Below are 22954 nucleotides of genomic sequence, written 5' to 3' on the forward strand. Positions count from 1 at the left end.
CGGCAGGCGCATCCGTGCCTGCCGCCCCGGCCATGCCGGCGGCGCCCGCTGCCCATGGAGACCCTATGCAGACTTCCCCCGCCCCACGCCCCAGCAGCGCCTTCATCGGCGCGTCCTGGGCGGCATTGCTGATCGGCATCGTCACTTATCTGTCCGGCCTGTGGAACGCCACGATGGTGCTCAATGAAAAGGGCTATTACTTCACGATCCTCATGTACGGCCTGTTCGCCGCCATCTCGCTGCAAAAGTCCGTGCGCGACCGCGCGGAAGGCATCGCCGTGACGGGGATTTACTTTGGCCTGTGCTGGATTTCCGTGCTGCTGGCCTTGCTGCTGCTGACGGTGGGCCTGTGGAACGCCGCCCTGCAAAACAGCGAAAAGGGTTTTTATGCGATGGCGTTTTTACTCAGCCTGTTCGCCGCCGTGGCCGTGCAAAAGAATGTGCGCGACGTGGCGCGGGCCGTGGCCGCCACGCCGGCCCAGGCGCCGGGAACCTGAGCGCCGCCGGCCGGTCTATCTGCTTTTGCGTGAAGGCGGCAGGAGGACGCGGTGGGCGATCTGCAAAAACGTTTACAGATGGCGCTGGAAGCGGCGCACATGGCGATCTGGGATTCGCGCATCGTCGATGGCCAGGTCATCGACGGCACGGTCAGCTGGTCGGCCAAGGGCGCGGCACTGCTGGGCCTGGAAGAACGCGCGCTCACGCAATCGTTCCGCGATTTCCTCGTCTGCGTGCTGGCGCCTGACCGCGAAAAAGTGGTGCACGTGCTGCAGCAGGGCGTGGATCACCGCGATGGCTACGAGCTGCAGTACCGCATCGCCTGGCCCGACGGCAGCGAGCACTGGCTGGCAGCCAAGGCACAGGTGTTCCTGGATGCTGGCGGCCAGCCGGCGCGCACCCTGGGCATCATCTGGGATGTCACCGAACACATGCTGCGCGAAAACATGATCGCCGAGCGCAAGGAACTGGCGGAAGTGACGCTCAGCTCCATCGGCGACGGCGTGATGACCACCGATCCCCTCGGCAAGACGCGCTACCTGAACCGCGTGGCCGAACAGCTCACGGGCTGGACCTGCCAGATGGCGCAAGGCGTCGACATCCGGCAGACGCTCAGCCTCGTCGACGAACGCACGGGCGAGGCGCTCGAGCACGTGGCCATGAAATGCCTGCAGCAGCGCCAGGCCATCGGCACCTCGTCCCACACGCAACTGATCACGCGCGAAGGCCGGCGCATCGCCATCGAAGACTCCGCCGCCCCCATCTGGTCGCACGACAGGAACCTCCTGGGCGCCGTGGTGGTCTTTCGCGACGTCAGCCATGAACGCAAGCTCAGCGCGCAACTGTCGTGGCAAGCCACGCATGACGCGCTCACCGGCCTGATCAACCGGCGCGAATTCGAGCGCCTGGTGGCCGACGCCCTGCACTCGGCCAAGCAACAGGGCCACGTGCATGCGCTGCTGTACCTGGACCTGGACCAGTTCAAGGTCATCAACGACACCTGCGGCCACGGCGCCGGCGACGTCCTGCTGCGGCTGCTGGCCAAGATGCTGCAGGGGCGCATGCGCGACAGCGATATCCTGGCGCGCCTCGGTGGCGACGAACTCGGCGTGCTGCTGCCGCACTGCCCGCCCGACCGCGCGCGCCAGATCGGCGAACAGCTGCGCCTGGCCATCCGCGATTTCCGTTTTGCCTGGGACGAACGCAGTTTCGAGTTGGGCGCGAGCATCGGCATGGTGGAAATCAACCAGGACAGCAAGTCCATGAGCGAACTGCTGAGCGCCGTCGACCAGGCTTGCTACTTGGCAAAAGAGCAGGGCCGCAACCGCCTGCACGTGTACCAGGAATCGGACGTGGCGCTGGCGCGGCGGCATGGCGAAATGCTGTGGATTTCGCGCCTGAACGAAGCCTTCACGCACGACTATTTCCGCCTGTACGCGATGCCCATCGTGCATTTGCGCGACCAGCCGGAAAGCCACGACGAAGTGCTGGTCCGCATCCGCACCGGCGCGGGCGACCTGGTGCTGCCCGGCGCCTTCATCCCGGCAGCCGAACGCTACGACATGATGCTGTCCATCGACCGCTGGGTGATCCGCGCCGTCTGCCAGCACATCCGGAGCGTGCGCGACAGCCTGCCCCCGCTCGCCGCCATGTCGGAAAGCCGGCGCCGCGCACCGGCCCTGTATTCGGTCAACCTGTCGGGCATGTCGCTGGCGGACACGGGCTTGCAACATTACATCACCGAACAGTTCGTGCAATATGCGATCGCCCCCGAGCAGATCTGCTTTGAAATCACGGAAACGGCCGTCATCGGCAACCTGCCGCAGGCGCAGGTGTTCATGCACAAGCTCAAGGCGCTCGGCTGCCGCTTCTCGCTCGACGACTTCGGCAGCGGCTTTTCCTCGTTCGGCTACCTGCGCGCCCTGCCCGTCGACTACCTGAAGATCGACGGCGTCTTCGTGCGCGACATCGCCAGCAATGCCATCAACCGCGCCATGGTCAAGGCCATCAATGACGTCGGCCACGTGATGGGCCTGCAGACGGTGGCCGAATACGTGGAAAACGAGGCCACCCTGGCCGTCATCCGCGAACTGGGCGTCGATTACGCACAAGGCTACGCCGTGGGCGGCTTGCGTCCCCTGACGCCGGGCATGGATTAGCCGCCGCCGGCAACCAGTACCTTTAAAACAATGCATCATTGCTATCGCTAAATGCGTGCTGGCATGGCCAATCTGGAGGATTTTGATCTACATCAATAAATTTGCGTAGTCGACTCCTTACACTGATCTCCGTTCTTGCAATCGTGCAAGTCTTACTCACCAATTGCTTATTTAACTGATCAGGAAGCCGCGACCATGCGCCAAAATTTGCCAGTGACTAACCGCGAAGTCCTCGTCCTCGACGACCAGGCCATCGTGTCGAAAACGGATATGAACGGCAATATCGTGTATGTGAATCCGTACTTCAGCCAGGTCAGCGGCTTCAGCGAGGCAGAACTGCTCGGTTCGCCACAGAATATCGTGCGCCACCCGGACATGCCGGCCGAAGCGTTTGCCGACCTGTGGGCCTCGATCCAGGCGGGCACGCCGTGGACGGGACTGGTCAAGAACCGCTGCAAGAACGGCGATTTTTACTGGGTGCGCGCCAACGTCACGCCCATCCGCGAAGCGGGCAAGACCATCGGCTACATGTCCGTGCGCGTGAAGGCCGACAAGGACCAGGTGAAGGCGGCCGAAGAGGCGTATGCGGCCATCCGCAGCAAGCAGGGCGGCAAGATCATCATCAAGCATGGCCAGATCGTGCGCCCGGGCCTGGCGCACCTGCTGCACAGCCTGACGCACATGTCGCTCAACCTGCGCATCTGGGCCGCCACCTCCATCGTCAACTGCTTGCAATTGCTGGTGTGCATCATCAGCCTGTTCGCCAGCGGCGGCAAGATCACCAATTACGCCATCTTCGGCGCCACCCTGTTCGGCTTCCTGATCAACGTCTTCCTCTGGTACACCTTGCGCATGTCCGTGCTCAAGCCGCTGGGCAAGGCCCTGAACGGCGCGCGCGCCATTGCCGCCGGCGACCTGTCGGGCAGTTTCGAGACGGACAGCACGGATGAAATGGGCCAGCTGCTGCGCGCGCTGCAGCAGATGAACAGCAACCTGATCGCCACCATCCGCGACGTGCGCATCAACGTCGAGACCATGGCCGTGGCCACCAAGCAGATCGCCGTCGGCAATATGGACTTGTCGGGCCGCACGGAATCGCAGGCGGCCAGCCTGGAAGAGACGGCCTCGAGCATCGAGGAATTCTCGTCGACCGTGAAACAAAATGCGGACAACTCCGTGCAGGCCAACGAGCTGGCCGTGGCCGCCTCGAAAGTGGCCGTGCAGGGCGGCGAGATCGTCGCCGACGTGATCACCACCATGGACGACATCAACACCTCGTCGAAGAAGATCGTCGACATCATCGGCCTGATCGAAGGCATCGCCTTCCAGACCAACATCCTGGCGCTGAACGCGGCCGTGGAAGCGGCCCGCGCCGGCGAGCAGGGCAAGGGCTTCGCCGTGGTGGCGGGCGAGGTGCGCAGCCTGGCGCAGCGCTCGTCGGTGGCGGCCAAGGACATCAAGCAGCTGATCGAAATTTCCGTCGGCAAGGTGGGCGCCGGCATGCTGCAGGTCAACCGCGCCGGCGCCACCATGGAGCAAGTGGTCAGCTCGGTCAAGCAAGTGACGGCCATCATGCAGGAAATTTCCATCGCCTCGCGCGAACAGAGCATCGGCGTCGACCAGGTCAACCAGGCCATCGCCCACATGGACCAGGTGACACAGCAGAACGCAGCCCTGGTGGAAGAAGCCGCGGCGGCGGCCACGCGCCTGGCGGAAGAAGCGGCCAGCCTGTCGCAAGCCGTCAGCCTGTTCAATTTCGGCAAGATGCCGCCGCCACGCCGCGTCGCCATGCCTGGCGGCAAGTCTGGCGCCACGGGCGCCGCGAATACCGGCAAGCCCGCCGGCATGAAACGCCTGGCCGCCTAAGCGGACGGCCCACTCTACTCAAGAATCGAAACACACCATGCCTACACTACTCAGCAGTGCTTCCGCCGAACTGGACGCGGTCGTCGAATTCGACCCTGTCATCATCGGCAAGATGAGCCAGTCCGGCCCCCGCTACACCTCGTATCCGACCGCCGACCGCTTCAGCGCCGATTTCGGCTATGGCAATTTCCTCGAAGCGCTGGCCGCGCTGCGCATGCGCGGCGGCCGGCGCCCGCTGTCGCTGTACGTGCACGTGCCGTTCTGCGACACCCTGTGCTACTACTGCGCCTGCAACAAGATCATCACGAAAGACCGCAGCAAGGCCGCCACCTACCTCAGTTACCTGAAGCAGGAAATCGCCATGCAGGGCAAGCTGTTTGCCGGCATGAACCAGATCGAGCAATTGCACTTCGGCGGCGGCACGCCGACCTACCTGAGCGAAAAGCAGATGGACGAGCTGATGCTGCATTTGCGCCAGCATTTCGAATTTGCCTCCGATGAAGACGGCGAATATTCGATCGAGATCGACCCGCGCACGGTGTCGCGCGAACGCGTGTTTTCCCTGCGCGCGCAAGGTTTCAACCGCATCAGCCTGGGCGTGCAGGATTTCGACGCCGACGTGCAGAAGGCCGTCAACCGCATCCAGCCGGAAGCGGAAACGGTGGCCATCATGCAGGCGGCGCGCGACGCCGGTTTCCGCTCGATCAGCATCGACCTGATCTACGGCCTGCCCAAGCAAAGCCTGGAGACGATGACGGAAACCCTGCGCAAGGTGATCAACGCCAGCCCCGACCGCATCGCCCTGTACCACTACGCGCACATGCCGCACCTGTTCAAGCCGCAGCGCCGCATCCTCGACGCCGACATGCCCGACAGCGCCACCAAGCTGGCCATGCTGGGCCTGTGCATCGCGCGCCTGACGGCCGCCGGCTATGTCTACATCGGCATGGACCATTTCGCCAAGCCGACGGACGACCTGGCCGTGGCGCAGCGCCAGGGCCGCTTGCACCGCAACTTCCAGGGCTACTCCACGCGCGCGGAAGCGGACCTGATCGCCTGCGGCGTGTCGGCCATCAGTTCCGTCGGCGCCGTCTACAGCCAGAATGAAAAGACGCTCGACGCCTACTATGAAAAGCTCGACGAAGGCGTGCTGCCGATCGCGCGCGGCATCAAGCTCGATACGGACGATTTATTGCGCCGCATCATCATCCAGATGCTGATGTGCAACTTCGAATTGTCGATCGCCACCATCGAGCAGGCGCACCCCGTCAAGTTCCGCAGCTATTTCGCCGCCGAGCTGGAAAAGCTGCGCGAACTGGCGCGTGACGGCTTGCTCGTCATCGAGGAAGACTGGCTGACGGTGACGCCGAAAGGGCGCTTGCTGATCCGCAATATCTGCATGGTCTTCGACCGCTACCTGACCATGGCGCGGGCGAATGCCACGCCGGACGCGCCGCAGCCGCTGCGCTACTCGAAGACGGTGTAACGCCGCGCAATGAACGCCCTGAGCCTCCTGCCGCTGTTCATGGTCGGCCTGGCCGGCAGCGTGCACTGCATCGGCATGTGCGGCGGCATCGTCGGCGCCCTGTCGCTCAGCGGCGGTGCCGCTCCCGCGCCGGCGCGCCCGGTGATCGCCATCGCCGTGGCGCGCCCCGCATTGCAGACAACCGCGCAGACCAATGTGCTGCGCGTGCTGGCCTACAACGGCGGGCGCATAGTCAGCTATATGCTGGCCGGCGCCCTGGCCGGCAGCCTGGCGGGCGCGGGCATGCTGCACATGGCGTCCCTGCAAGTGGCCGGCTACTGGCTGGCCAACCTGATGCTCGTCGCCCTGGGCCTGTACCTGATGGATGCCTGGCGCGGCCTGGCGCACCTGGAAGCGGCCGGCAACGTCATCTGGCGCCGCGTGCGTCCCCTGCTGAAACCGCTGATGCCGATGGACACGCCGCTGAAAGCGCTGGCCGTGGGCGGCCTGTGGGGCTGGGTGCCGTGCGGCATGGTCTACAGCGCGCTGCTGACGGCCATGATGCAAGGTTCCGCCCTGAGCGGCGCGGCCGCCATGGGCGCCTTCGGCCTGGGCACCCTGCCCACCCTGCTGGGCATGGGCTTGCTGGGCACGCGGCTGCGCGCGCAGATGCAGCGCCGTCCCGTGCGCATCGCCAGCGGCGTGCTGGTGCTGGGCTTTGGCTTGCTGGGCCTGCTGCGCGCCGCCAATGGCGTGTCGCTGGGCTGGCTCGACGCCCTGTGCGTCACGGGCCATCCATGAAAAGACGCATGAAAACAAACCTATGAATGCTGTTCTACAACCGTCCGCCTGCTTCCATTGCGGCTTGCCCGTGCCCAGCGGCTCGAGCTGGAACGTCACCATCGACGACGCGCCGCGCGCCATGTGCTGCCCCGGCTGCGAAGCGGTGGCGCAAACCATCGTCGACATCGGCCAGAGCGCGTATTACCGCGACCGCGACGAATACGCCGTCAACGCGGCCGGCGCCGCCATGCTGCCGCCCGAGCTGCGTTTGTACAGCAATGACGACGCGCAATTTGCGCGCGACGCCAGCAGCTGCGAAGCGACGCTCTCCGTCGAAGGCATCCGCTGCGCCGCCTGCGTCTGGCTGATCGAGCGCCAATTGACGCGCCTGCCCGGCGTGCAGGCGGCCAGCCTGAACGTCGCCACCGAGCGCCTGTACGTGCGCTGGAGCCGCGCCGAATGCGAGCCGGGCGACATCCTGCAAGCCGTGCGGCAAGTCGGCTACACGGCCTATCCCTACGACGCCGTGCGCCATGGCGAGCGCCTGCAAAAGGCCAGCAAGACGCTGGGCCGCCAGCTGTTCGTGGCCGGCCTGTCGATGATGCAGGTGATGATGTACGTGGCGCCGTCCTACCTGGCGGCCGAGGACGGCACCCTGGACGAGAATATGGCCAGCCTGATGCGCTGGGCCAGCCTGCTGCTCACATTACCGGCCATCTGCTATTCGGCCATGCCGTTTTTCCAGGGCGCCTGGGCCAGCCTGCGCGCGCGCACCCTGGGCATGGACGTGCCCGTGGCGCTGGGCATCCTGGCCGCCTTCTTTGGCAGCGTGGTGGCGACGTTTACGGGCCGCGGCGAGGTGTATTACGACTCGGCCACGATGTTCATCTTCCTCTTGCTGTGCAGCCGCTATTTCGAGCTGCAGGCGCGCCGCAAGGCGGCCTCGGCCCTCGAGCGCCTGCAGCATGCCTTGCCCGCATCCGCCTCGCTGATGGCGGGCTTTCCCGACAACCGCGCCACCACCCTGGTGCCGGCCGGCAGCCTGGCCGTCGGTGACGTGATTCTCGTCAAACCGGGCGAGGCCATCGCCGCCGACAGCGTCATCATCGAAGGCAACAGCGCGCTCGATTTATCGCTGCTGACGGGCGAGAGCGCGGCCCAGCGCAGGAAAACGGGCGAGCGGGTGCCGGGCGGCGCGATCAACGCCAGCGCGGCGCTGATCTTGCGCGTGCTCAAGCCGGCGCGCGACAGCACCCTGTCCGACCTGCTGAAACTGATCGAGCGGGCCGGCAGCGGCAAGCCGCAGATCGCGCAGTGGGCGGACAAGGTCGCCGCCTGGTTCGTGCTGGGCCTGCTGCTGTTCGCCGTCGCCGTGTTCGCCTTCTGGAGCTGGCATGATGCGGCGCAAGCCTGGCCCGTGGCGATTGCCGTGCTGGTCGTGTCCTGTCCCTGCGCGCTGTCTCTCGCCACGCCGACGGCGCTGGCGGCCGCCACCGACAGCCTGCTGCGGCGCGGCGTGCTGATCGTCCAGCCGCATGTGCTGGAAACCCTGCACCGCGCCACCCACATCGTCTTCGACAAGACGGGGACATTGACCCTGGGCCGCCCCGTACTGAAACAGATCGAGGGCCTGGACGGCATGCCGGAAGACGATTGCCTGCAGCTGGCCGCCGCGCTGGAAGCGGGCAGCGCCCATCCGCTGGCGCAAGCCATCCTTGACGCCGCCGAAGGGTTGCCAGGACAGCCGCCGCGCGCGCATGTGGAGCACTTGCAGGAAGTGCAGGGCCAGGGTCTCGAAGGCATCGTCGACGGCGTGCGCTACCGCCTGGGCAACGCGGCCTTTGTCGCCGCCATCGCCGGTCCGCCGCTGGGCGACACGGCCGTCGGCATGCAGGGCATGACGCCGCTGTACCTGGGCACGCAGGGCCGCTGGCTGACGCGTTTCCTGCTCAGCGATGCGCTGCGTCCCGAGGCGCGCGACGTGGTCGCGTATTTCCAGCAGCGCGGCAAGCAGGTGGTGCTGCTGAGCGGCGACCAGGAAGCGCTGACGCAAAGCGTGGCGACGGAACTGGGCATCAACACGGCCTGCGGCGAATGCCTGCCCGACGAAAAGCTCGACTTCGTGCAGCAGCTGCAGGCGACGGGCGCCGTGGTGGCGATGGTGGGCGACGGCATCAACGACGCCGCCGTGCTGAGCGGTGCCGACGTGTCCTTCGCCATGGGTTCCGGCGCCGCGCTGGCGCAGGCGCATGCGGACACGGTGCTGCTGTCGAGCCAATTGGTTTCCGTGCTCGACACGGCGAAGACGGCCGCGCGCAGCATGCGCATCATCCGCGAAAACCTGGGCTGGGCCACGCTGTACAATCTGACGGCCATCCCGGCCGCCGCGCTGGGCTTTTTGAACCCCTGGCTGTCCGGCGTCGGCATGGCTGCCAGCTCGGCGGTCGTCATCGCCAACGCCCTGCGCCTGCGGAAAGCCTGAACCATGGAAGCACTGTATCTCCTCATCCCCTTGAGCGTCGTGGTCGTGTTCATCGCGCTATGGGTGTATTTCACCGCCTCGGACAGCGGCCAGTTCGACGACCTCGTCGGACCGGGCCTGCGCGTGCTGCAGGATGACGATACGCCGCCGGAAGCGGCCGCCCCGCCGGCGCCTCAGCGCGAATAACCCTGCGCGCCCCACCAGGTGCGCCAGGCGCAGCGCGGCCAGCACGCAATAGGGGCGCGGCGGGCAGGCAGACACGATGCGGTCGTTGACGGGATTCAGATGCTCGATGTGGATGAACAGGAAGAGGGCGTCCGACAGACCCTCGCCCCACAGATCCGGCAGCGAGGAGCAGCCATTGGCGAACGGGCCGCCGCCCCAGTAAGCGTGTTCGTTCAGGTAGACCGCATCGCCATATTGCTGCAATTCCCTGTCGCTGGCCTTGTAGCCCCAGCGGAACTGGATCACGGGCGAGAAATGCGCTTGCGGCCCGATAAAGGTGGCGGCCGTGTAGTCGGGATCGACATAGCCGTCATCGCTCAGTTCGCTCCGATAGCCCACCGGCGTCAGCTGCCCCGCCTGCGCCGTGGCATGGACCATATGCTCGTCGCAGCGCTTCATGCGCGTGTTCAGGACCTGGCACAGGCCGGCTTCGGCCGCCCGGTACCACTCACCGTCGGAATTGACGCCATGCACGAAGATGACGATGCCCGGCGATGGCATCTGCTGCAGGCAAGCGAGCTTGCCGTGATCGAACAGGGTCGTGCCCTCGGCCTTGCCGACGACCAGGTCTACCTGGGCGGCAAACGGGTCGCGGCGTTCGGGCTCTTCCATGGCGGGCCTTGGGCGTGTCTGGAGCAGCCACTGTAAGCCCTTGCCTCTGCGCATGTTTTACGCCATCTCAAGCCAGCTGTTGCAGGGATCTTGCATGGCTTTTTTTGCCCGGCAGATCACTTTATTTCGATGTCAGTTAGCTACGCTTATTTCATATAGGGAATTTTGATCCACATCAAAGTTTTTTCGCGGTCAAACACTTACTCTCTGGCCACCATCATAAATAGTAATTCCAGGGAGAGTCTTTGTGGATCAATCGCTGAACTATAACTACAAGATCGTGAAGCAATTCGCGGTCGCTACTGTGGTATGGGGCATCATCGGCATGCTGGTTGGCGTTATCATCGCCGCTCAGCTGGCCTGGCCTGCCCTGAACCTCGACATACCTTGGCTGACATACGGACGTTTGCGTCCGCTGCACACGAATGCGGTGATTTTCGCCTTCGGCATCTGCGGCCTGTTCGCCACCTCGTACTACGTCGTGCAACGCACCTGCCAGGTGCGCCTGTTTTCCGACAAGCTGGCCGCCTTCACGTTCTGGGGCTGGCAAGCGGTGATCCTGTGCGCCGTCGTCAGCCTGCCCATGGGCTTGACCCGCGGCAAGGAATACGCCGAGCTGGAATGGCCTATCGCCATCCTCATCGCCGTCGTCTGGATCGCCTACGCCATCGTGTTCTTCGGCACCTTGATCAAGCGCAAGGTCAAGCACATCTACGTGGCCAACTGGTTCTTCGGCGCCTACATCCTGGCCGTGACGATTTTGCACGTGGTCAATGGCGCCGTCATGCCAGCCTCGTTCACCAAGTCGTATTCCGCCTATGCGGGCGTGCAGGACGCCATGATCCAGTGGTGGTATGGCCATAACGCGGTGGGCTTCATCCTGACCGCCGGCTACCTGGGCATGGTCTACTACTTCATCCCGAAACAGGCCGAGCGCCCCGTGTACTCGTACCGTTTGTCCATCGTCCACTTCTGGGCGCTGATCTTCACCTACATGTGGGCGGGCCCGCATCACCTGCACTACACGGCATTGCCTGACTGGACGCAATCGATCGGCATGGTCTTCTCGCTGGTCCTGCTGGCACCAAGCTGGGGCGGCATGATCAACGGCATCATGACCCTGTCGGGCGCCTGGCACAAGCTGCGCACCGACCCGATCCTGAAATTCATGATCGTTTCGCTGTCGTTCTACGGCATCGCCACCTTCGAAGGTCCGATGATGTCGATCAAGACCATCAACTCGCTGTCGCACTACACCGACTGGACCGTTGCCCACGTGCATGCGGGCGCCCTGGGCTGGGTGGGCTTCATCACCATGGGTTCGATCTACTACCTGCTGCCGCGCCTGGCGGGCCGCACGCAGATGCACAGCACGCGCCTGGTCGACGTGCACTTCTGGGTGGCCACCATCGGCATCGTGCTGTACATCGCGGCAATGTGGATCGCCGGCGTGATGCAGGGCCTGATGTGGCGCGCGGTCAATCCGGACGGCACCCTGACCTACACCTTTGTCGAGAGCGTGAAAGCAACGTATCCGTACTACGTGGTGCGCGTGGCCGGTGGCCTGCTGTACCTGTCGGGTATGTGCATCATGGGCTACAACACCTGGATGACCTTGCGCGGCAGCAAACTCCCCGTCGCCCGCATTCCGGAACTGAACGCGGCGCACGCCTGATAGGAGCAAAAGCAAATGAAATTTTCACATGCATGGATTGAAAAAAACCCCTGGCTGCTGATCGCCCTGGTCACGGTGGTGATCAGCATCGGCGGCGCCGTCGAGATCGTTCCCCTGTTCTTCCAGAAGAGCACGACGGAACCGGTCGCCGGCCTGAAGCCGTATTCGCCGCTGCGCCTGGCGGGCCGCGACATCTACGTGCGCGAAGGCTGCTACAACTGCCACTCGCAGATGGTGCGTCCGCTGCGCGCGGAAACGGAACGCTATGGCCACTATTCGGTCGCCGGCGAGTTCGTGTATGACCGTCCGTTCCAGTGGGGTTCCAAGCGCACGGGGCCGGACCTGGCCCGCGTCGGCGCCCGCTACAGCGATGAATGGCACCGCACGCACTTGAACAACCCGCGCGACGTGGTGCCCGAGTCGAACATGCCGGCCTACCCCTGGCTGGCGAAGACCAAGCTGGTGCCCGACGACATCATGCCGAAGATGCGCGCCCTGAAGCGCCTGGGCCAGCCCTACAGCGATGAAGAAATCGCCGCCGGCCCAGCCCAGCTGCAGGACAAGACGGAAGAAGACGCCCTGGTCGCCTATCTGCAAGGCCTCGGTACATTAATCAAAACAAGGAATTAGCATGGCAATCGAGAACCTGTTTGACAGCGCCAGCAGCGTCATGACGGTGGTTTCCTTTATGACATTCGTGGGCATCCTGTGGTGGACGTTCAGCCGCAGCAATGGCGACTTCGACGCGGCGGCACGCCTGCCGTTCGCCGACGAGGCGCTCGACTATCCGGCCGATGCCGTGCCGGCACAAGAGGAGCGCAACCATGGCTGACTTTACCAATGGCTTCTGGAACATCTACATCATCGTGCTGTCCCTGCTGGGCATCATCGGCTGCGGCGTGCTGCTGTACTCGCAGTCGAAAGTGAAAGTGGCCGCCGGCGCCCCCGCCGACGGCACCACGGGCCACGTCTGGGACGAGGACTTGAAGGAACTCAACACGCCGATGCCGCGCTGGTGGATGTGGTTGTTCTACATCACCATCGTCTTCGCGCTGGCCTACCTGTTCCTGTATCCGGGCCTGGGCACCTATGCCGGCAGCCTGGGCTGGAAATCGACGGGCCAGTACGAGGAAGAGCTGAAGAAGGCGGAAGCCGATTACGGCCCCCTGTTCAACAAGTACCTGAGCCAGGATATCAAGACGGTAGCTGCCGATCCGCAAGCGCAAGCCATCGGCCAGCGCCTGTTCCTGACCTACTGCGCGCAATGCCACGGTTCGGATGCGCGCGGCAACAAGGGCTTCCCCAACCTGACGGACAAGGACTGGCTGTATGGCGGCGATCCTGCCACCATCAAGACCACCATCATGCATGGCCGCAATGGCCAGATGCCGCCGATGGGTGCCGCGCTCGGTTCCGAAAAAGACATCGAGAACGTGGCCCACTACGTGCTGAGCCTGTCCGGTTCCACCTCGGACCCCGTCAAATCCGTGCTGGGCAAGGGCAAGTTCGGTGCCTGCATGGCCTGTCACGGCGCCGATGCCAAGGGTAACCCGATGCTGGGCGCGCCCAACCTGACGGACAAGATCTGGCTGTACGGCGGCAGTGCTGATACCATCATGGAAACGGTCCGCAAGGGACGCAACAACACCATGCCGGCCTTCAGTGACTTCCTCGGCGAATCGAAAGTCCACGTGCTGTCGGCCTATGTCTGGAGCCTGTCGAATCCCCAGACGCCCGTGAAATGATGTAATGGAACCTCAAGTCATCAAGATGTATGCGGCCCGCGAGCAAATCTATCCTCGCGAGGCCAAAGGACGCTACGCTACCTGGCGATGGGTATGCGTCTGGCTTACCCAGCTGGCGTTCTACGGCTTGCCGTGGCTGAACTGGAATGGCAGGCAAGCCCTGCTGTTCGATTTGACCACGCGCAAGTTCTACATTTTCGGCGTCGTGCTGTGGCCCCAGGATTTCATCTATCTGGCGGCCCTGCTGATCATCTGTGCCTATCTGCTGTTCCTCGTCACGGCCATTGCGGGGCGGGTCTGGTGCGGCTTCTCCTGCCCGCAAACGGTGTACACGGAAATCTTCCTGTGGGTCGAGCGCCGCATCGAGGGCACGCGCAGCGCGCGCATGGCCCTCGACAAGCAGGGTCCGTCCCTGCGCAAGACGGCCAAGAAGACGGCCAAGCACCTGGTGTGGGGCGCCATTGCCCTGTGGACGGGCTTTACCTTTGTCGGCTACTTCACGCCGATCAAGGAACTCGCGCATTCCGTGCAAACCCTCAACTTCGGTCCCTGGGAATGGTTCTGGGTGCTGTTCTACAGCCTGGCAACCTACGGCAACGCGGGCTGGCTGCGCGAGCAGGTGTGCAAATACATGTGCCCCTACGCGCGCTTCCAGAGCGCCATGTTCGACCAGGACACCCTGATCATCACCTACGATGCCAAGCGCGGCGAACCACGCGGCGCCATGAGCAAGAAGGCCGGCAACAACGACAAGCTGGGCGACTGCATCGACTGCACCCTGTGCGTGCAGGTGTGTCCGACCGGTATCGATATCCGCAACGGCCTGCAGTATGAATGCATCGGCTGCGCGGCCTGCGTCGATGCCTGCAATACCGTGATGGACAAGGTCGAGCGGCCGCGTGGCTTGATACGCTACAGTACCGACCATGCGATGGAAAACAACTTCAATTCGAAGCAGATCCGCCAGCGCGCCATGCGCCCGCGCGTGCTGATCTACACGTCCATCCTGGCCCTGATCATCATCGCCGTGTGTACCTCGCTGGCCCTGCGCACGCCGCTGAAGATGGACGTGATCCGCGACCGCGGTTCGATGGGACGCGAAGTGGAAGACGGCATGATCGAAAACGTCTACCGCCTGCAGATCATGAACACCTCCGAGCAAACCCAGCATTTTAAAATCAGCGCTTCCGGCTTGCCGGGCCTGACCTTGCTGACGCGCGAGGAAGTGACCTTGCAGCCGACGGAAACGCTGGGCTGGCCGATCCGCCTGCGCGTGCCGCACGGCGTGGGAGAAAAGGGGTCGAACAAGATCGCAATCGAGTTGCAATCGCTGGACGACCCGTCGCTGCATGTGCGTGAAAGCGCGGTCTTCATCGTGCCGCGGTGATGTTGATTTGGGGTCGGACCCTCCGGGTCCGACCCCGGTATTTCGCCGCAGGGGTATCATCAATCATGCGCTAGGGTCACTTGATTTTCAACCCGGAAGCAAAAGCTGGGGTCAGACCCAAAGGGTCCGGCCCCAAGGAGAACACAATGTCCGACAGTCTGAAACTGCAACCTCCCGTTGCACCGTGGTACAAGCATCGCTGGCCATGGCTGCTGATGATCGGTCCCGGCCTGTCCGTGGTCGTCGGCAGCTTCATGGGCTATATTGCGTTTACGCAACCCGATGCGCTGGTGGTGGGCGATTATTACAAGCAGGGCAAGGCCATCAACCAGGATTTGAAGCGCGACACGGCCGCCAGCAACCTGGCCATGGACACCAGCCTGTCCTACGACGTGGCGCAGGCGCGCCTGGCCGGTTCCGTGCACAGCTTCGGCAAGGCCTACCAGGGCCCGCTGCAACTGCACCTGGCGCATGCGACCCTGCCGGAAAAAGACATCAAGCTGCTGGTGCAGCCCGATGCCCAGGGTAATTTCTCGGTGGCGCTGCCGATGCTCGAGCGCAGCCGCTGGCAGGTACTGGTGGAAAACGACAAGCGCGAATGGCGCCTGTCCGGCATCTGGACCTGGCCGCTGCAGCGCAGCATCGCGCTGCACGCCGATGAAGAGCTATAACGTACAGCGCCGGGAAAAAACCGTAGCGAGCGGCAGTGATTTGTGGCTAAGAAGCGCAGCTGTGCTAGAGCACAGCGAGCATCGCAGGCCGCAAAGCGCGACGCGCAGCAGGTTTTGACGGTGCTGTTATTTGCAGATGTCGGTGCCGGCCGTAATGGCCTTCAGTTTGGCTGGCTGCAAGATCTCGATCTCGCGGTTGGAGACGCGCAGCCAGCCTTCCTTCTTAAATTTCGACAATAAACGGCTGACGCTCTCGATGGTCAGGCCCAGGTAATTGCCGATTTCCTCGCGCGACATGCGCAGCTGGAACTTGCTGCTCGAATAGCCGCGCGCTTCATAGCGCGACGCCAGGTTGACGATGAAGGCGGCAAAGCGCTGCGTCGCCTGCATGTTACCCAACAACAACATGACACTTTGCTCACGCGTGATTTCCTGGCTCATCATGCGGTGGAAATGGCGCAGCAGGGTCGGCATATTGCCCAGCAATTGTTCCAGGCTGGAAAACGGGATTTCACATACTTCGCTGTCTTCCAGGGCCACCGCATTACAGTGGTGGCGGTCGGCGCTGATGGCATCCATGCCCAGCAGTTCGCCGGCCATCTGGAAACCCGTCACCTGCTCTTCGCCGCCCGGATTGATCTGGTAGGTCTTGAAGTGGCCCAGGCGGATCGCATACAGGTTCTGGAACGAGTCGCCGATGCGGAACAGCGAAGCGCCGCGCACGATCTTGCGGCGGCGTCCGATAATCTGGTCCAGCCTGTCCATGTCGCCCACATCGAGCCCCATCGGCAGGCACAATTGGTGCATGCTGCAGGTCGAGCATCGCGCACGCAACGCTTCCACGGTCACTGTGGGCAAGGTTGGAGAGAGTAGCGCTTCAGTCATGTCGGTACCTTTTAGAAAATGCAACAACAAGTTTACTGCATACACGGTTGCCGTGTGCCAATTTCACCGTAATTTCGCCGAATAAACGACGTCTTGCATTTAATTATATGGCAACATCGTCAAAAGACCATGTGGGGAGGGGAAATTGCGCGGTGGCGCTTGCCAAGCTGGGGTATTGATAGGAAAATTCTTGACAGCATTATCTGCCTCTGCCGCCTGTGCCGCCCGGTACTGAAAAGGAAACTATGAAGCCTCTCGGCATAAAAGCAAAAGTCGCGCTGGCAACCAGCCTGACCTCGATCGCCATGATTGCCCTGGTTACCATGATACAGGTGCGGCACATGCGCGACGACTTCACCAAGGTACTGCTGAGCCAGCAGTCGGCCCTGATCACCCGCACGGCCGCTGAACTCGATGACAAGCTGGCCATGCTGCTGCAGATCGTCACGCTGACGGCCAGGCAGCAGCCGCCCGAATTGATTGCCCAGCCCGCCCAGTTGCGCCAATATTATTCGCGCCGCTCGATGCTGGTGCTGTTCGACGACGTGCTAGTGCTGGACGCGCATGGCGCCGTCGTGGCCGACATGCCGGAAGTGGCGGGACGCGCTGGCATCAACGTCGCCGAGCGCGAGTATTTCCAGACCGTGCTGCGCACGCGCCAGCCCATGATCACCGAACCGATGCTGGGCAAATCGAGCGGCCTGCCCATCGTGCAGATGGCGGCACCCGTGCTGGGCGCCGACGGCCAGGTGGCCGGCGTGGTGATCGGCGTGCTGCGCCTGTACAAGGACAACCTGCTGGGCCGCCTGCGCACGGAAAAGATCGGCAAGAGCGGCTATTACTTCATCCTCACGCGCGGCGCCGTGCCGCGCTACGTGCTGCATCCCGATACCAGCCGCTTGCTGCAGCCGCGCCAGCCGAACGCCAACCTGACCACCACGCAGCTGCTGAAGGACGACGGCGAAGGCAGCATGGTCAGCACCAACAGCCGCGGCATCACGGCCGTCAACAGCTTCAAGCGCCTGAAGTCCGTAAACTGGCTGCTCGCGGCCTCGCTGCCCATCGATGACGCCTTCGAACCGTTCGACGGCGTGCTATACCGGCTGGTGCTGTGGAGCACCCTGGCCTCGCTGCTGGCCGCGGCAGTGCTGGGCTGGGTCACCGTGCGCCTGCTGTCGCCGCTGGTGCGCCTGCGCGACACCCTGCAAGCGCTGCGCAGCAGCGGCAGCCGCTTCACCCCCGTGCCGGTGCAGCAGCGCGACGAGATCGGCGAACTGACGGAAGCGTTCAACGGCCTGATGAGCGAACGCGACCGCCTGCAGCAGGAGCTCGAATCGCGCGCGGCGGAACTGGAACAGGAACGCGACCGGGCCGAGGCGGCCAACCGCGCGAAGAGCGATTTCGTGGCCAATATGAGCCATGAAATCCGCACCCCGCTCAATGCCGTGCTGGGCATGGTGTATCTGCTCGGAAATACCAAGCTCGATACGGAACAGCGCAAGTATCTGACCATGGTGCGCGTGGCGGGCCAGTCGCTGCTGGGCATCCTGAACGACGTGCTCGACTATTCGAAGATCGAGGCGCGCCGCATGGAATTGTCGCCCGTCGAATTCGACCTCGACGAAGTCATGAATACGCTGGCCACGACCATGACCATGAATGCGGGCGAGAAGGAGCTGGAGCTGGCCATCGCCGTCGAACCCGACGTGCCGCGGCGCCTGCTGGGCGATGCCCAGCGCCTGCAGCAAATCCTCGTCAACCTGGCCGGCAACGCCATCAAGTTTACCGAGAGCGGCGAAGTGGTGGTGGCCGTCAGCCTGGCCGAGAAAGACAAGGGGCGCGCCTGGCTGCGCTTCGAAGTGCGCGATACGGGCATCGGCATGACAGAATTACAACAGCAGCAGCTGTTTGCCGCGTTTTCACAAGGCGACCAGAGCATCACGCGGCGCTTCGGCGGCACGGGCCTGGGCCTGGCCATCAGCAAGCAGCTGATCCACATGATGGGCGGCGAAATCGCCGTCGCCAGCAGCGAAGGCAAGGGCAGCCGCTTCTGGTTCAGCGTGCCCTTCGAGATACTGGCGCAGCCAGCCGAAACGCGGCGCACGCCGACCCTGGGCCAGCTGCGCCTGCTGGTGGCCGACGATAACCGCACCACGCGCGAACTGATCGTCAAACTGATCGAAGCGTGGGGCTGGAACGCCGACGAGGTCGATTCCGGCTTTGCCGCCATCGAACTGTACCGCGAGCGCCTGGCGCAGCAGCAGCCCTACGACGTGGTGCTGGCCGACTGGCACATGCCCGTCATGGACGGCCTGGCCACGGCCAAGGCCATCCGCCAGGCGGCCGCCGGCCAGCGCCAGCCCATCGTGGTGATGGTCAACGCCTTCGCCCGCAATCACCTGGAAGAAATCTCCAGCGCGGCCGAGGCCGACGTCGTGCTGATGAAGCCGATCACGGGTTCGAGCCTGTTCGACGCCCTGCACCAGGCGCTGATCGCCAAGCATGAGGGCGGCGAGCAGCGCATCCTGCACCAGCCGCTGGGCACGGAACTGGCCGGCGTGCATTTCCTGCTGGTGGAAGACAACCACCTGAACCAGGCCGTGGCGCGCGGCATCCTCGAACACATGGGCGCTACCCTGGACGTGGTCGGCGACGGCCTGCAGGCCGTGGAACGGCTGCGCACGGAAGCGCTGCGCTACGACATCGTGCTGATGGACATGCAGATGCCTGTCATGGACGGCTTCAGCGCCACCCACATCATCCGCACGGAACTGCGCCTGACCTTGCCCGTGATCGCCATGACGGCCGGCGTGCTGGCCTCCGAACGCGAGCGCTGCATGACGGCCGGCATCAGCGACTTCATCGCCAAGCCCGTGGTGGTGGAAGAGATGATGGCCGTGATCGCGCGCCACCTGCCGAAGCGGCCACAGCTGCAGGCGGCCGAGCCGGCGCCGGCCGTCGATGAAGAGGTGTTTTCCATGGCGCCGCTGATGCGCGTGATGGGGCGCGACGCCAAGGGACGCGGCGTGCTGCGGCGCATGGTGGAAGATGCGCTGAACAAGGGCATGACGCCCTTGCGCGACGCCGAAACGGCCTTGCAGGCGGGCCGCCACAGCGACGTGGCGCGCATCCTGCACAGCATGCGCGGCTCCGTGGGGACGCTGGGCACGAAGCGCCTGATCCGCGCCGCGTTTGCCACCGAGGAAGCCATCGACGCGGGCCGCCTGGACGAGGTACCGGCGCTGCTGGCACAGGCGGCGCAGGAACTGGAACGGGTGCTGGCAGCGGCGGCGGATTGGTTGTCCAGGCTGAAGGATTAAGCCTGCAACGTAAAACTGGGGTCAGACCCGCCGGGTCTGACCCCGGAACCTTGTCGGATTACGCGCTTGCGCGCTAATCCGACCTACCCCATTTACGCCGGCACGCCCAGGATCACGCTGGACGCCTTGAAAATCGCCGTCACATTGCTGCCGATCTCGATGCCCAGCTCGCTGCTGCTCTGGTTGGTGATGATGGCGGCGATCGTGCCGCCATGCGGCAGGTCCAGCACCACTTCCGTGTTCACGGCGCCCGTCTGCACGCGCGTCACCAGCCCGGCCAATTGGTTGCGCGCCGAAAAGCGCGCGCCGGCGCTGTCGGCCACGAGGATGATGGACGAAGCCTTGATCAGCGCAAACGCTTCCGCACCGGGCACCAGGCCCAGGCTTGCGCTGCTGCCCTGCGTGACGATGGCCACGATGTGCTGGCCGCCCGGCAGTTCCAGGGTCACTTCATCGTTGACGGCGCCCTGTTTCAGTTCGGCCACCTTGCCGAGGAATTGATTGCGTGCCGTGGTTTTCATGGCCATTCTCCGTATGAGTAAAAGATCGTCGGCGATGCCTTCGGCCTGGCTGCCCAGCTGGCGCAGGTAGCGGGCATGCTCGCGCTCGATGATACGGAAATTGTCGACCAACTGGCGCCCCCGCTGCGTCAGGCGCGTGCCGCCGCCGCCCTTGCCGCCCGTCAGGCGCTCCACCAGCGGCTCGCCGGCCAGGTTGTTCATCGCGTCGATGGCGTCCCAGGCCGCCTTGTAGCTCATCTTCACAAGCTTGGCCGCCTGCGTGATGGAGCCGCACTCGGCGATGGCGCCCAGCAATTCCACCCTGCCGGCGCCGCCCAGGTGCTCACCGCCCACCGTCATCCATACCGAGCCTTGCAGGCCGATTTCCGCTGCCGCTGATTTATCCAATGCGTTCACCCCATGCCTTATTTTTTTCCATGCTGTCAATTTGTCCGTCACGCAAGTAAAGCACATGCTCACCCAGGATGCGCGCATCTTCCGGATCATGTGTGATCAGGATCATGGGCACGTCCAGGCGCTGCTGCCACTGGCTCAGTTCCAGCCGCATTTTGACACGCAGGGCCGGATCGAGGGCGGCAAACGGCTCGTCGAGCAGCAACGCGGCCGGCTCGGCCACGAGCGCCCTCGCCAGCGCCACCCTCTGGCGCTGGCCACCGGACAACTCGTCGGGATACTGGTGCGCCAGTTCCTGCAAGTGAAACGCGTCGAGCCAATGCTCGACCTTCTGCAATTTTTCGCGCGCGCGCGGGTTGAACCAGCCGCGGCTCAGGCCAAAACCCACGTTCTGGCGCACCGTCAGGTGCGGGAACAGCGCGTAATCCTGGAACAGGTAGGCGACATTGCGCTGCTGCGGCGGCAAGTTGATGCCGGCGGCCGAATCGAACAGGGTGCGCCCGTTCAGGCGGATATGGCCCGCCTCCGGGGTGAAGAGTCCGGCAATGGCTTTCAGGGTCATGCTCTTGCCGGCCCCGGAGGGGCCATACACGGCGATGCGCTGGCTGCTGGACGTGCATTGCACATGCATGTCGAAACGGCGTTTGCCGGAGCGCAAGGTGGCGCGGATGTCGAGGTCGAGTTGCATGGGCGTCATTTGTGTACGATGCGCCCGGGCGCCAGGCGGCCGGCGGCCAGCAGCACGGCGATGCAGACGAGCGAGGTGATCAGCACCAGCATGTTGGCGGCGTCATCCTGGCCCGCCTGCACGGCTTCATACACGGCCACCGACAGGGTCTGCGTCTTGCCGGGAATACTGCCGGCCACCATCAGCGTGGCGCCGAATTCGCCGAGCGCGCGCACGAATCCCAGCAGCACGCCGGCCAGGATGCCGCGCCAGGCCAGCGGTAACGTAACGCGGAAGAAAATCGCCAGCTCCGAAATGCCCAGCACGCGTGCCGCCTGCTCCAGCTGGCCGTCAACGGCCTCGAAGGCGGCGCGCGCGGGCTTGAAGACGAGGGGAAAGGCGACCACGGTCGAGGCGATCACGGCGCCCTGCCAAGTAAAAATGAGGTTGATGCCGAAGTTATCCTGCAGCCAGATGCCCAGGGTGCCGCGCCGGCCCAGCAGCACCAGCAGGTAATAGCCGAGCACGGTGGGCGGCATCACCATCGGCAGGGTCAACAGGGCGTCGAGCAACTCGCGCCCGGGAAAACGCGCGCGCGCCAGCAGATAGCCCGTACCGATGCCGAGCAGCAAATTGAGCGCCGTGGCCCAGGCCGCTACTTTCAGCGACAGGGCCAGCGCGGTCCAGGCGATATCCATGCGGGCGCGGTGGCCTTAGGGTTTCTTGAAGCCGTACTTGGCCAGGATGGCTTGCGCCGGCGCCGTCTGCAGGTAGCTGACGAAGCGCTTCGCTTCGGCCGCATTGCCGCTGCCCTTGATGGTGGCGATCGGGTACAGCACGGGCGCGTCCAATGGCACGTCCAGCACGACGTTGACCTTGTCTTTCATGATGGCCGCGTCGGTGGCGTAGACAAAGCCCGCATCGACTTCGCCGCGCGCCACGTAGTCGAGCGACTGGCGCACGTTCTGCGTGCCGATGGCTTTCGGCTGCACGGCGTCCCACAGATTCGCCTTCTTCAGCGCGCCTTCCGAATAGCGGCCGACGGGCACGCTGGCCGGATTGGCGATGGCCACGCGGGTCACGCCCTTGTGCGTCAGGTCACTCAAGCTCTTGATGCCCAGCTTGCTATCGTGCGGCACGATCAGCACCAGGCTGTTGCCGACGAAATCCTGCCGGTCGGCCGGCAGCACCAGGCCCTGCTTTTGCGCCGCATCCATGGTTTCCTGGTCGGCCGAGGCAAACACGTCCACGGGCGCGCCCTTGACGATCTGCTGCAGCAGCACGCCCGAGGCGGCAAAGTTCAAGGACACCTTGCTGCCCGGATACTGTGCCTCGTAGCTTTGCGCCGCATCCTTGAATGCGTTCGTCAGGCTGGCCGCGGCCGACACCACCACTTCGCCGGCAAGGGCGGAGGTAGCGGCGGTGGCGAGCAGGGTGGCGCCAAGCAGGCGGGCGAGGGAGGTGAGGCGCATGATCGTATCCTTGATGAGAAGAGAACCAGGCCCGTAATATACACCGATATATAGCGTTCTGCCATTGCACAGATCAAGCCGGTACCAAGCCGATTCCCTGATATACTGTATATAAACACAGTATATCG

19 protein-coding genes and 1 pseudogene are annotated in these 22954 nt (G+C 64.0%); 14 read left to right on the top strand and 6 right to left on the bottom strand.

Features of this window, described 5'->3' with window-relative positions; all coding sequences use genetic code 11:
- Nucleotides 1–65: 65 nt before the first annotated feature.
- From yiaA to ccoS, 7 genes are all read left to right on the top strand, one after another.
- Complete coding sequence (yiaA, locus tag AC3RCJ_RS01350; RefSeq protein WP_492962817.1) at nt 66–497, top strand: inner membrane protein YiaA; 432 nt, start codon at nt 66–68, stop codon at nt 495–497.
- Nucleotides 498–548: 51 nt separating this feature from the next.
- Entirely contained in the window at nt 549–2657 is a 2109-nt protein-coding gene (locus AC3RCJ_RS01355) for an EAL domain-containing protein (protein ID WP_492962815.1), read from the top strand.
- Nucleotides 2658–2852: 195 nt separating this feature from the next.
- On the top strand, nt 2853–4523 hold the full coding sequence (locus AC3RCJ_RS01360) for a methyl-accepting chemotaxis protein (protein WP_492962813.1): 1671 nt from the start codon (nt 2853–2855) through the stop codon (nt 4521–4523).
- A gap of 37 nt (nt 4524–4560) precedes the next feature.
- Nucleotides 4561–6009 carry an oxygen-independent coproporphyrinogen III oxidase gene (gene hemN, locus AC3RCJ_RS01365; RefSeq protein ID WP_492962811.1) on the top strand — a complete coding sequence of 483 codons (1449 nt, stop codon included), beginning with the start codon at nt 4561–4563 and terminating at the stop codon, nt 6007–6009.
- Between the two features lie 9 nt (nt 6010–6018).
- On the top strand, nt 6019–6789 hold the full coding sequence (locus AC3RCJ_RS01370; RefSeq protein WP_492962809.1) for a sulfite exporter TauE/SafE family protein: 771 nt from the start codon (nt 6019–6021) through the stop codon (nt 6787–6789).
- 22 nt (nt 6790–6811) lie between these two features.
- Nucleotides 6812–9253, top strand: coding sequence for a heavy metal translocating P-type ATPase (locus AC3RCJ_RS01375; protein WP_492962807.1), 2442 nt, complete (start codon nt 6812–6814; stop codon nt 9251–9253).
- Between the two features lie 3 nt (nt 9254–9256).
- Nucleotides 9257–9439, top strand: a complete 183-nt coding sequence (ccoS, locus tag AC3RCJ_RS01380) for a cbb3-type cytochrome oxidase assembly protein CcoS (RefSeq protein ID WP_100875003.1) — start codon at nt 9257–9259, stop codon at nt 9437–9439.
- Nucleotides 9440–9457: 18 nt separating this feature from the next.
- On the opposite strand, the pseudogene AC3RCJ_RS01385 reads toward ccoS, so the two are convergent.
- Nucleotides 9458–10144, bottom strand: a pseudogene (locus AC3RCJ_RS01385) (T6SS effector phospholipase Tle3 domain-containing protein); the annotation flags it as partial.
- A 193-nt stretch (nt 10145–10337) separates the two neighbouring features.
- On the opposite strand from AC3RCJ_RS01385, the gene ccoN reads away from it, so the two are divergent.
- The 6 genes from ccoN to AC3RCJ_RS01415 all read left to right on the top strand — a co-directional run bounded on the left by ccoN (nt 10338) and on the right by AC3RCJ_RS01415 (nt 15568).
- Complete coding sequence (gene ccoN, locus AC3RCJ_RS01390; RefSeq protein ID WP_046681775.1) at nt 10338–11765, top strand: cytochrome-c oxidase, cbb3-type subunit I; 1428 nt, start codon at nt 10338–10340, stop codon at nt 11763–11765.
- A 15-nt stretch (nt 11766–11780) separates the two neighbouring features.
- Nucleotides 11781–12395 (top strand): cytochrome-c oxidase, cbb3-type subunit II, encoded by a 615-nt coding sequence (ccoO, locus tag AC3RCJ_RS01395; protein WP_070223252.1) that lies wholly within the window; start codon nt 11781–11783, stop codon nt 12393–12395.
- 1 nt (nt 12396) lies between these two features.
- On the top strand, nt 12397–12597 hold the full coding sequence (locus AC3RCJ_RS01400; protein WP_492962804.1) for a cbb3-type cytochrome oxidase subunit 3: 201 nt from the start codon (nt 12397–12399) through the stop codon (nt 12595–12597).
- Entirely contained in the window at nt 12590–13510 is a 921-nt protein-coding gene (ccoP, locus tag AC3RCJ_RS01405; RefSeq protein WP_492962802.1) for a cytochrome-c oxidase, cbb3-type subunit III, read from the top strand. Before AC3RCJ_RS01400 ends, ccoP begins: the two co-directional genes overlap by 8 nt.
- Nucleotides 13511–13514: 4 nt before the next feature.
- Complete coding sequence (gene ccoG / locus AC3RCJ_RS01410) at nt 13515–14897, top strand: cytochrome c oxidase accessory protein CcoG (protein WP_492962800.1); 1383 nt, start codon at nt 13515–13517, stop codon at nt 14895–14897.
- Nucleotides 14898–15043: 146 nt separating this feature from the next.
- Nucleotides 15044–15568 (top strand): FixH family protein, encoded by a 525-nt coding sequence (locus AC3RCJ_RS01415; protein ID WP_492962798.1) that lies wholly within the window; start codon nt 15044–15046, stop codon nt 15566–15568.
- Nucleotides 15569–15694: 126 nt separating this feature from the next.
- Here AC3RCJ_RS01415 and fnr read toward each other — a convergent pair whose 3' ends face one another.
- Nucleotides 15695–16453, bottom strand: a complete 759-nt coding sequence (gene fnr / locus AC3RCJ_RS01420) for a fumarate/nitrate reduction transcriptional regulator Fnr (protein ID WP_492962796.1) — start codon at nt 16451–16453, stop codon at nt 15695–15697.
- Nucleotides 16454–16698: 245 nt separating this feature from the next.
- Between fnr and AC3RCJ_RS01425 the strand changes: the two genes are divergently transcribed.
- Entirely contained in the window at nt 16699–19773 is a 3075-nt protein-coding gene (locus tag AC3RCJ_RS01425) for a response regulator (RefSeq protein ID WP_492962794.1), read from the top strand.
- A 92-nt stretch (nt 19774–19865) separates the two neighbouring features.
- Here AC3RCJ_RS01425 and AC3RCJ_RS01430 read toward each other — a convergent pair whose 3' ends face one another.
- The 4 genes from AC3RCJ_RS01430 to modA are packed head-to-tail and all read right to left on the bottom strand — an operon-like array spanning nt 19866 to nt 22826.
- On the bottom strand, nt 19866–20633 hold the full coding sequence (locus AC3RCJ_RS01430; protein ID WP_492962827.1) for a TOBE domain-containing protein: 768 nt from the start codon (nt 20631–20633) through the stop codon (nt 19866–19868).
- Between the two features lie 40 nt (nt 20634–20673).
- Nucleotides 20674–21375 (bottom strand): sulfate/molybdate ABC transporter ATP-binding protein, encoded by a 702-nt coding sequence (locus tag AC3RCJ_RS01435; protein ID WP_492962792.1) that lies wholly within the window; start codon nt 21373–21375, stop codon nt 20674–20676.
- 5 nt (nt 21376–21380) lie between these two features.
- A complete protein-coding gene (gene modB, locus AC3RCJ_RS01440; protein WP_492962790.1) occupies nt 21381–22052 on the bottom strand; it encodes a molybdate ABC transporter permease subunit in 672 nt (223 codons plus the stop codon).
- A 15-nt stretch (nt 22053–22067) separates the two neighbouring features.
- Complete coding sequence (gene modA / locus AC3RCJ_RS01445) at nt 22068–22826, bottom strand: molybdate ABC transporter substrate-binding protein (protein ID WP_492962788.1); 759 nt, start codon at nt 22824–22826, stop codon at nt 22068–22070.
- Between the last annotated feature and the right edge of the window lie 128 nt (nt 22827–22954).

It is taken from the genome of Janthinobacterium sp. GW822-FHT07H11 (genome assembly GCF_058798615.1).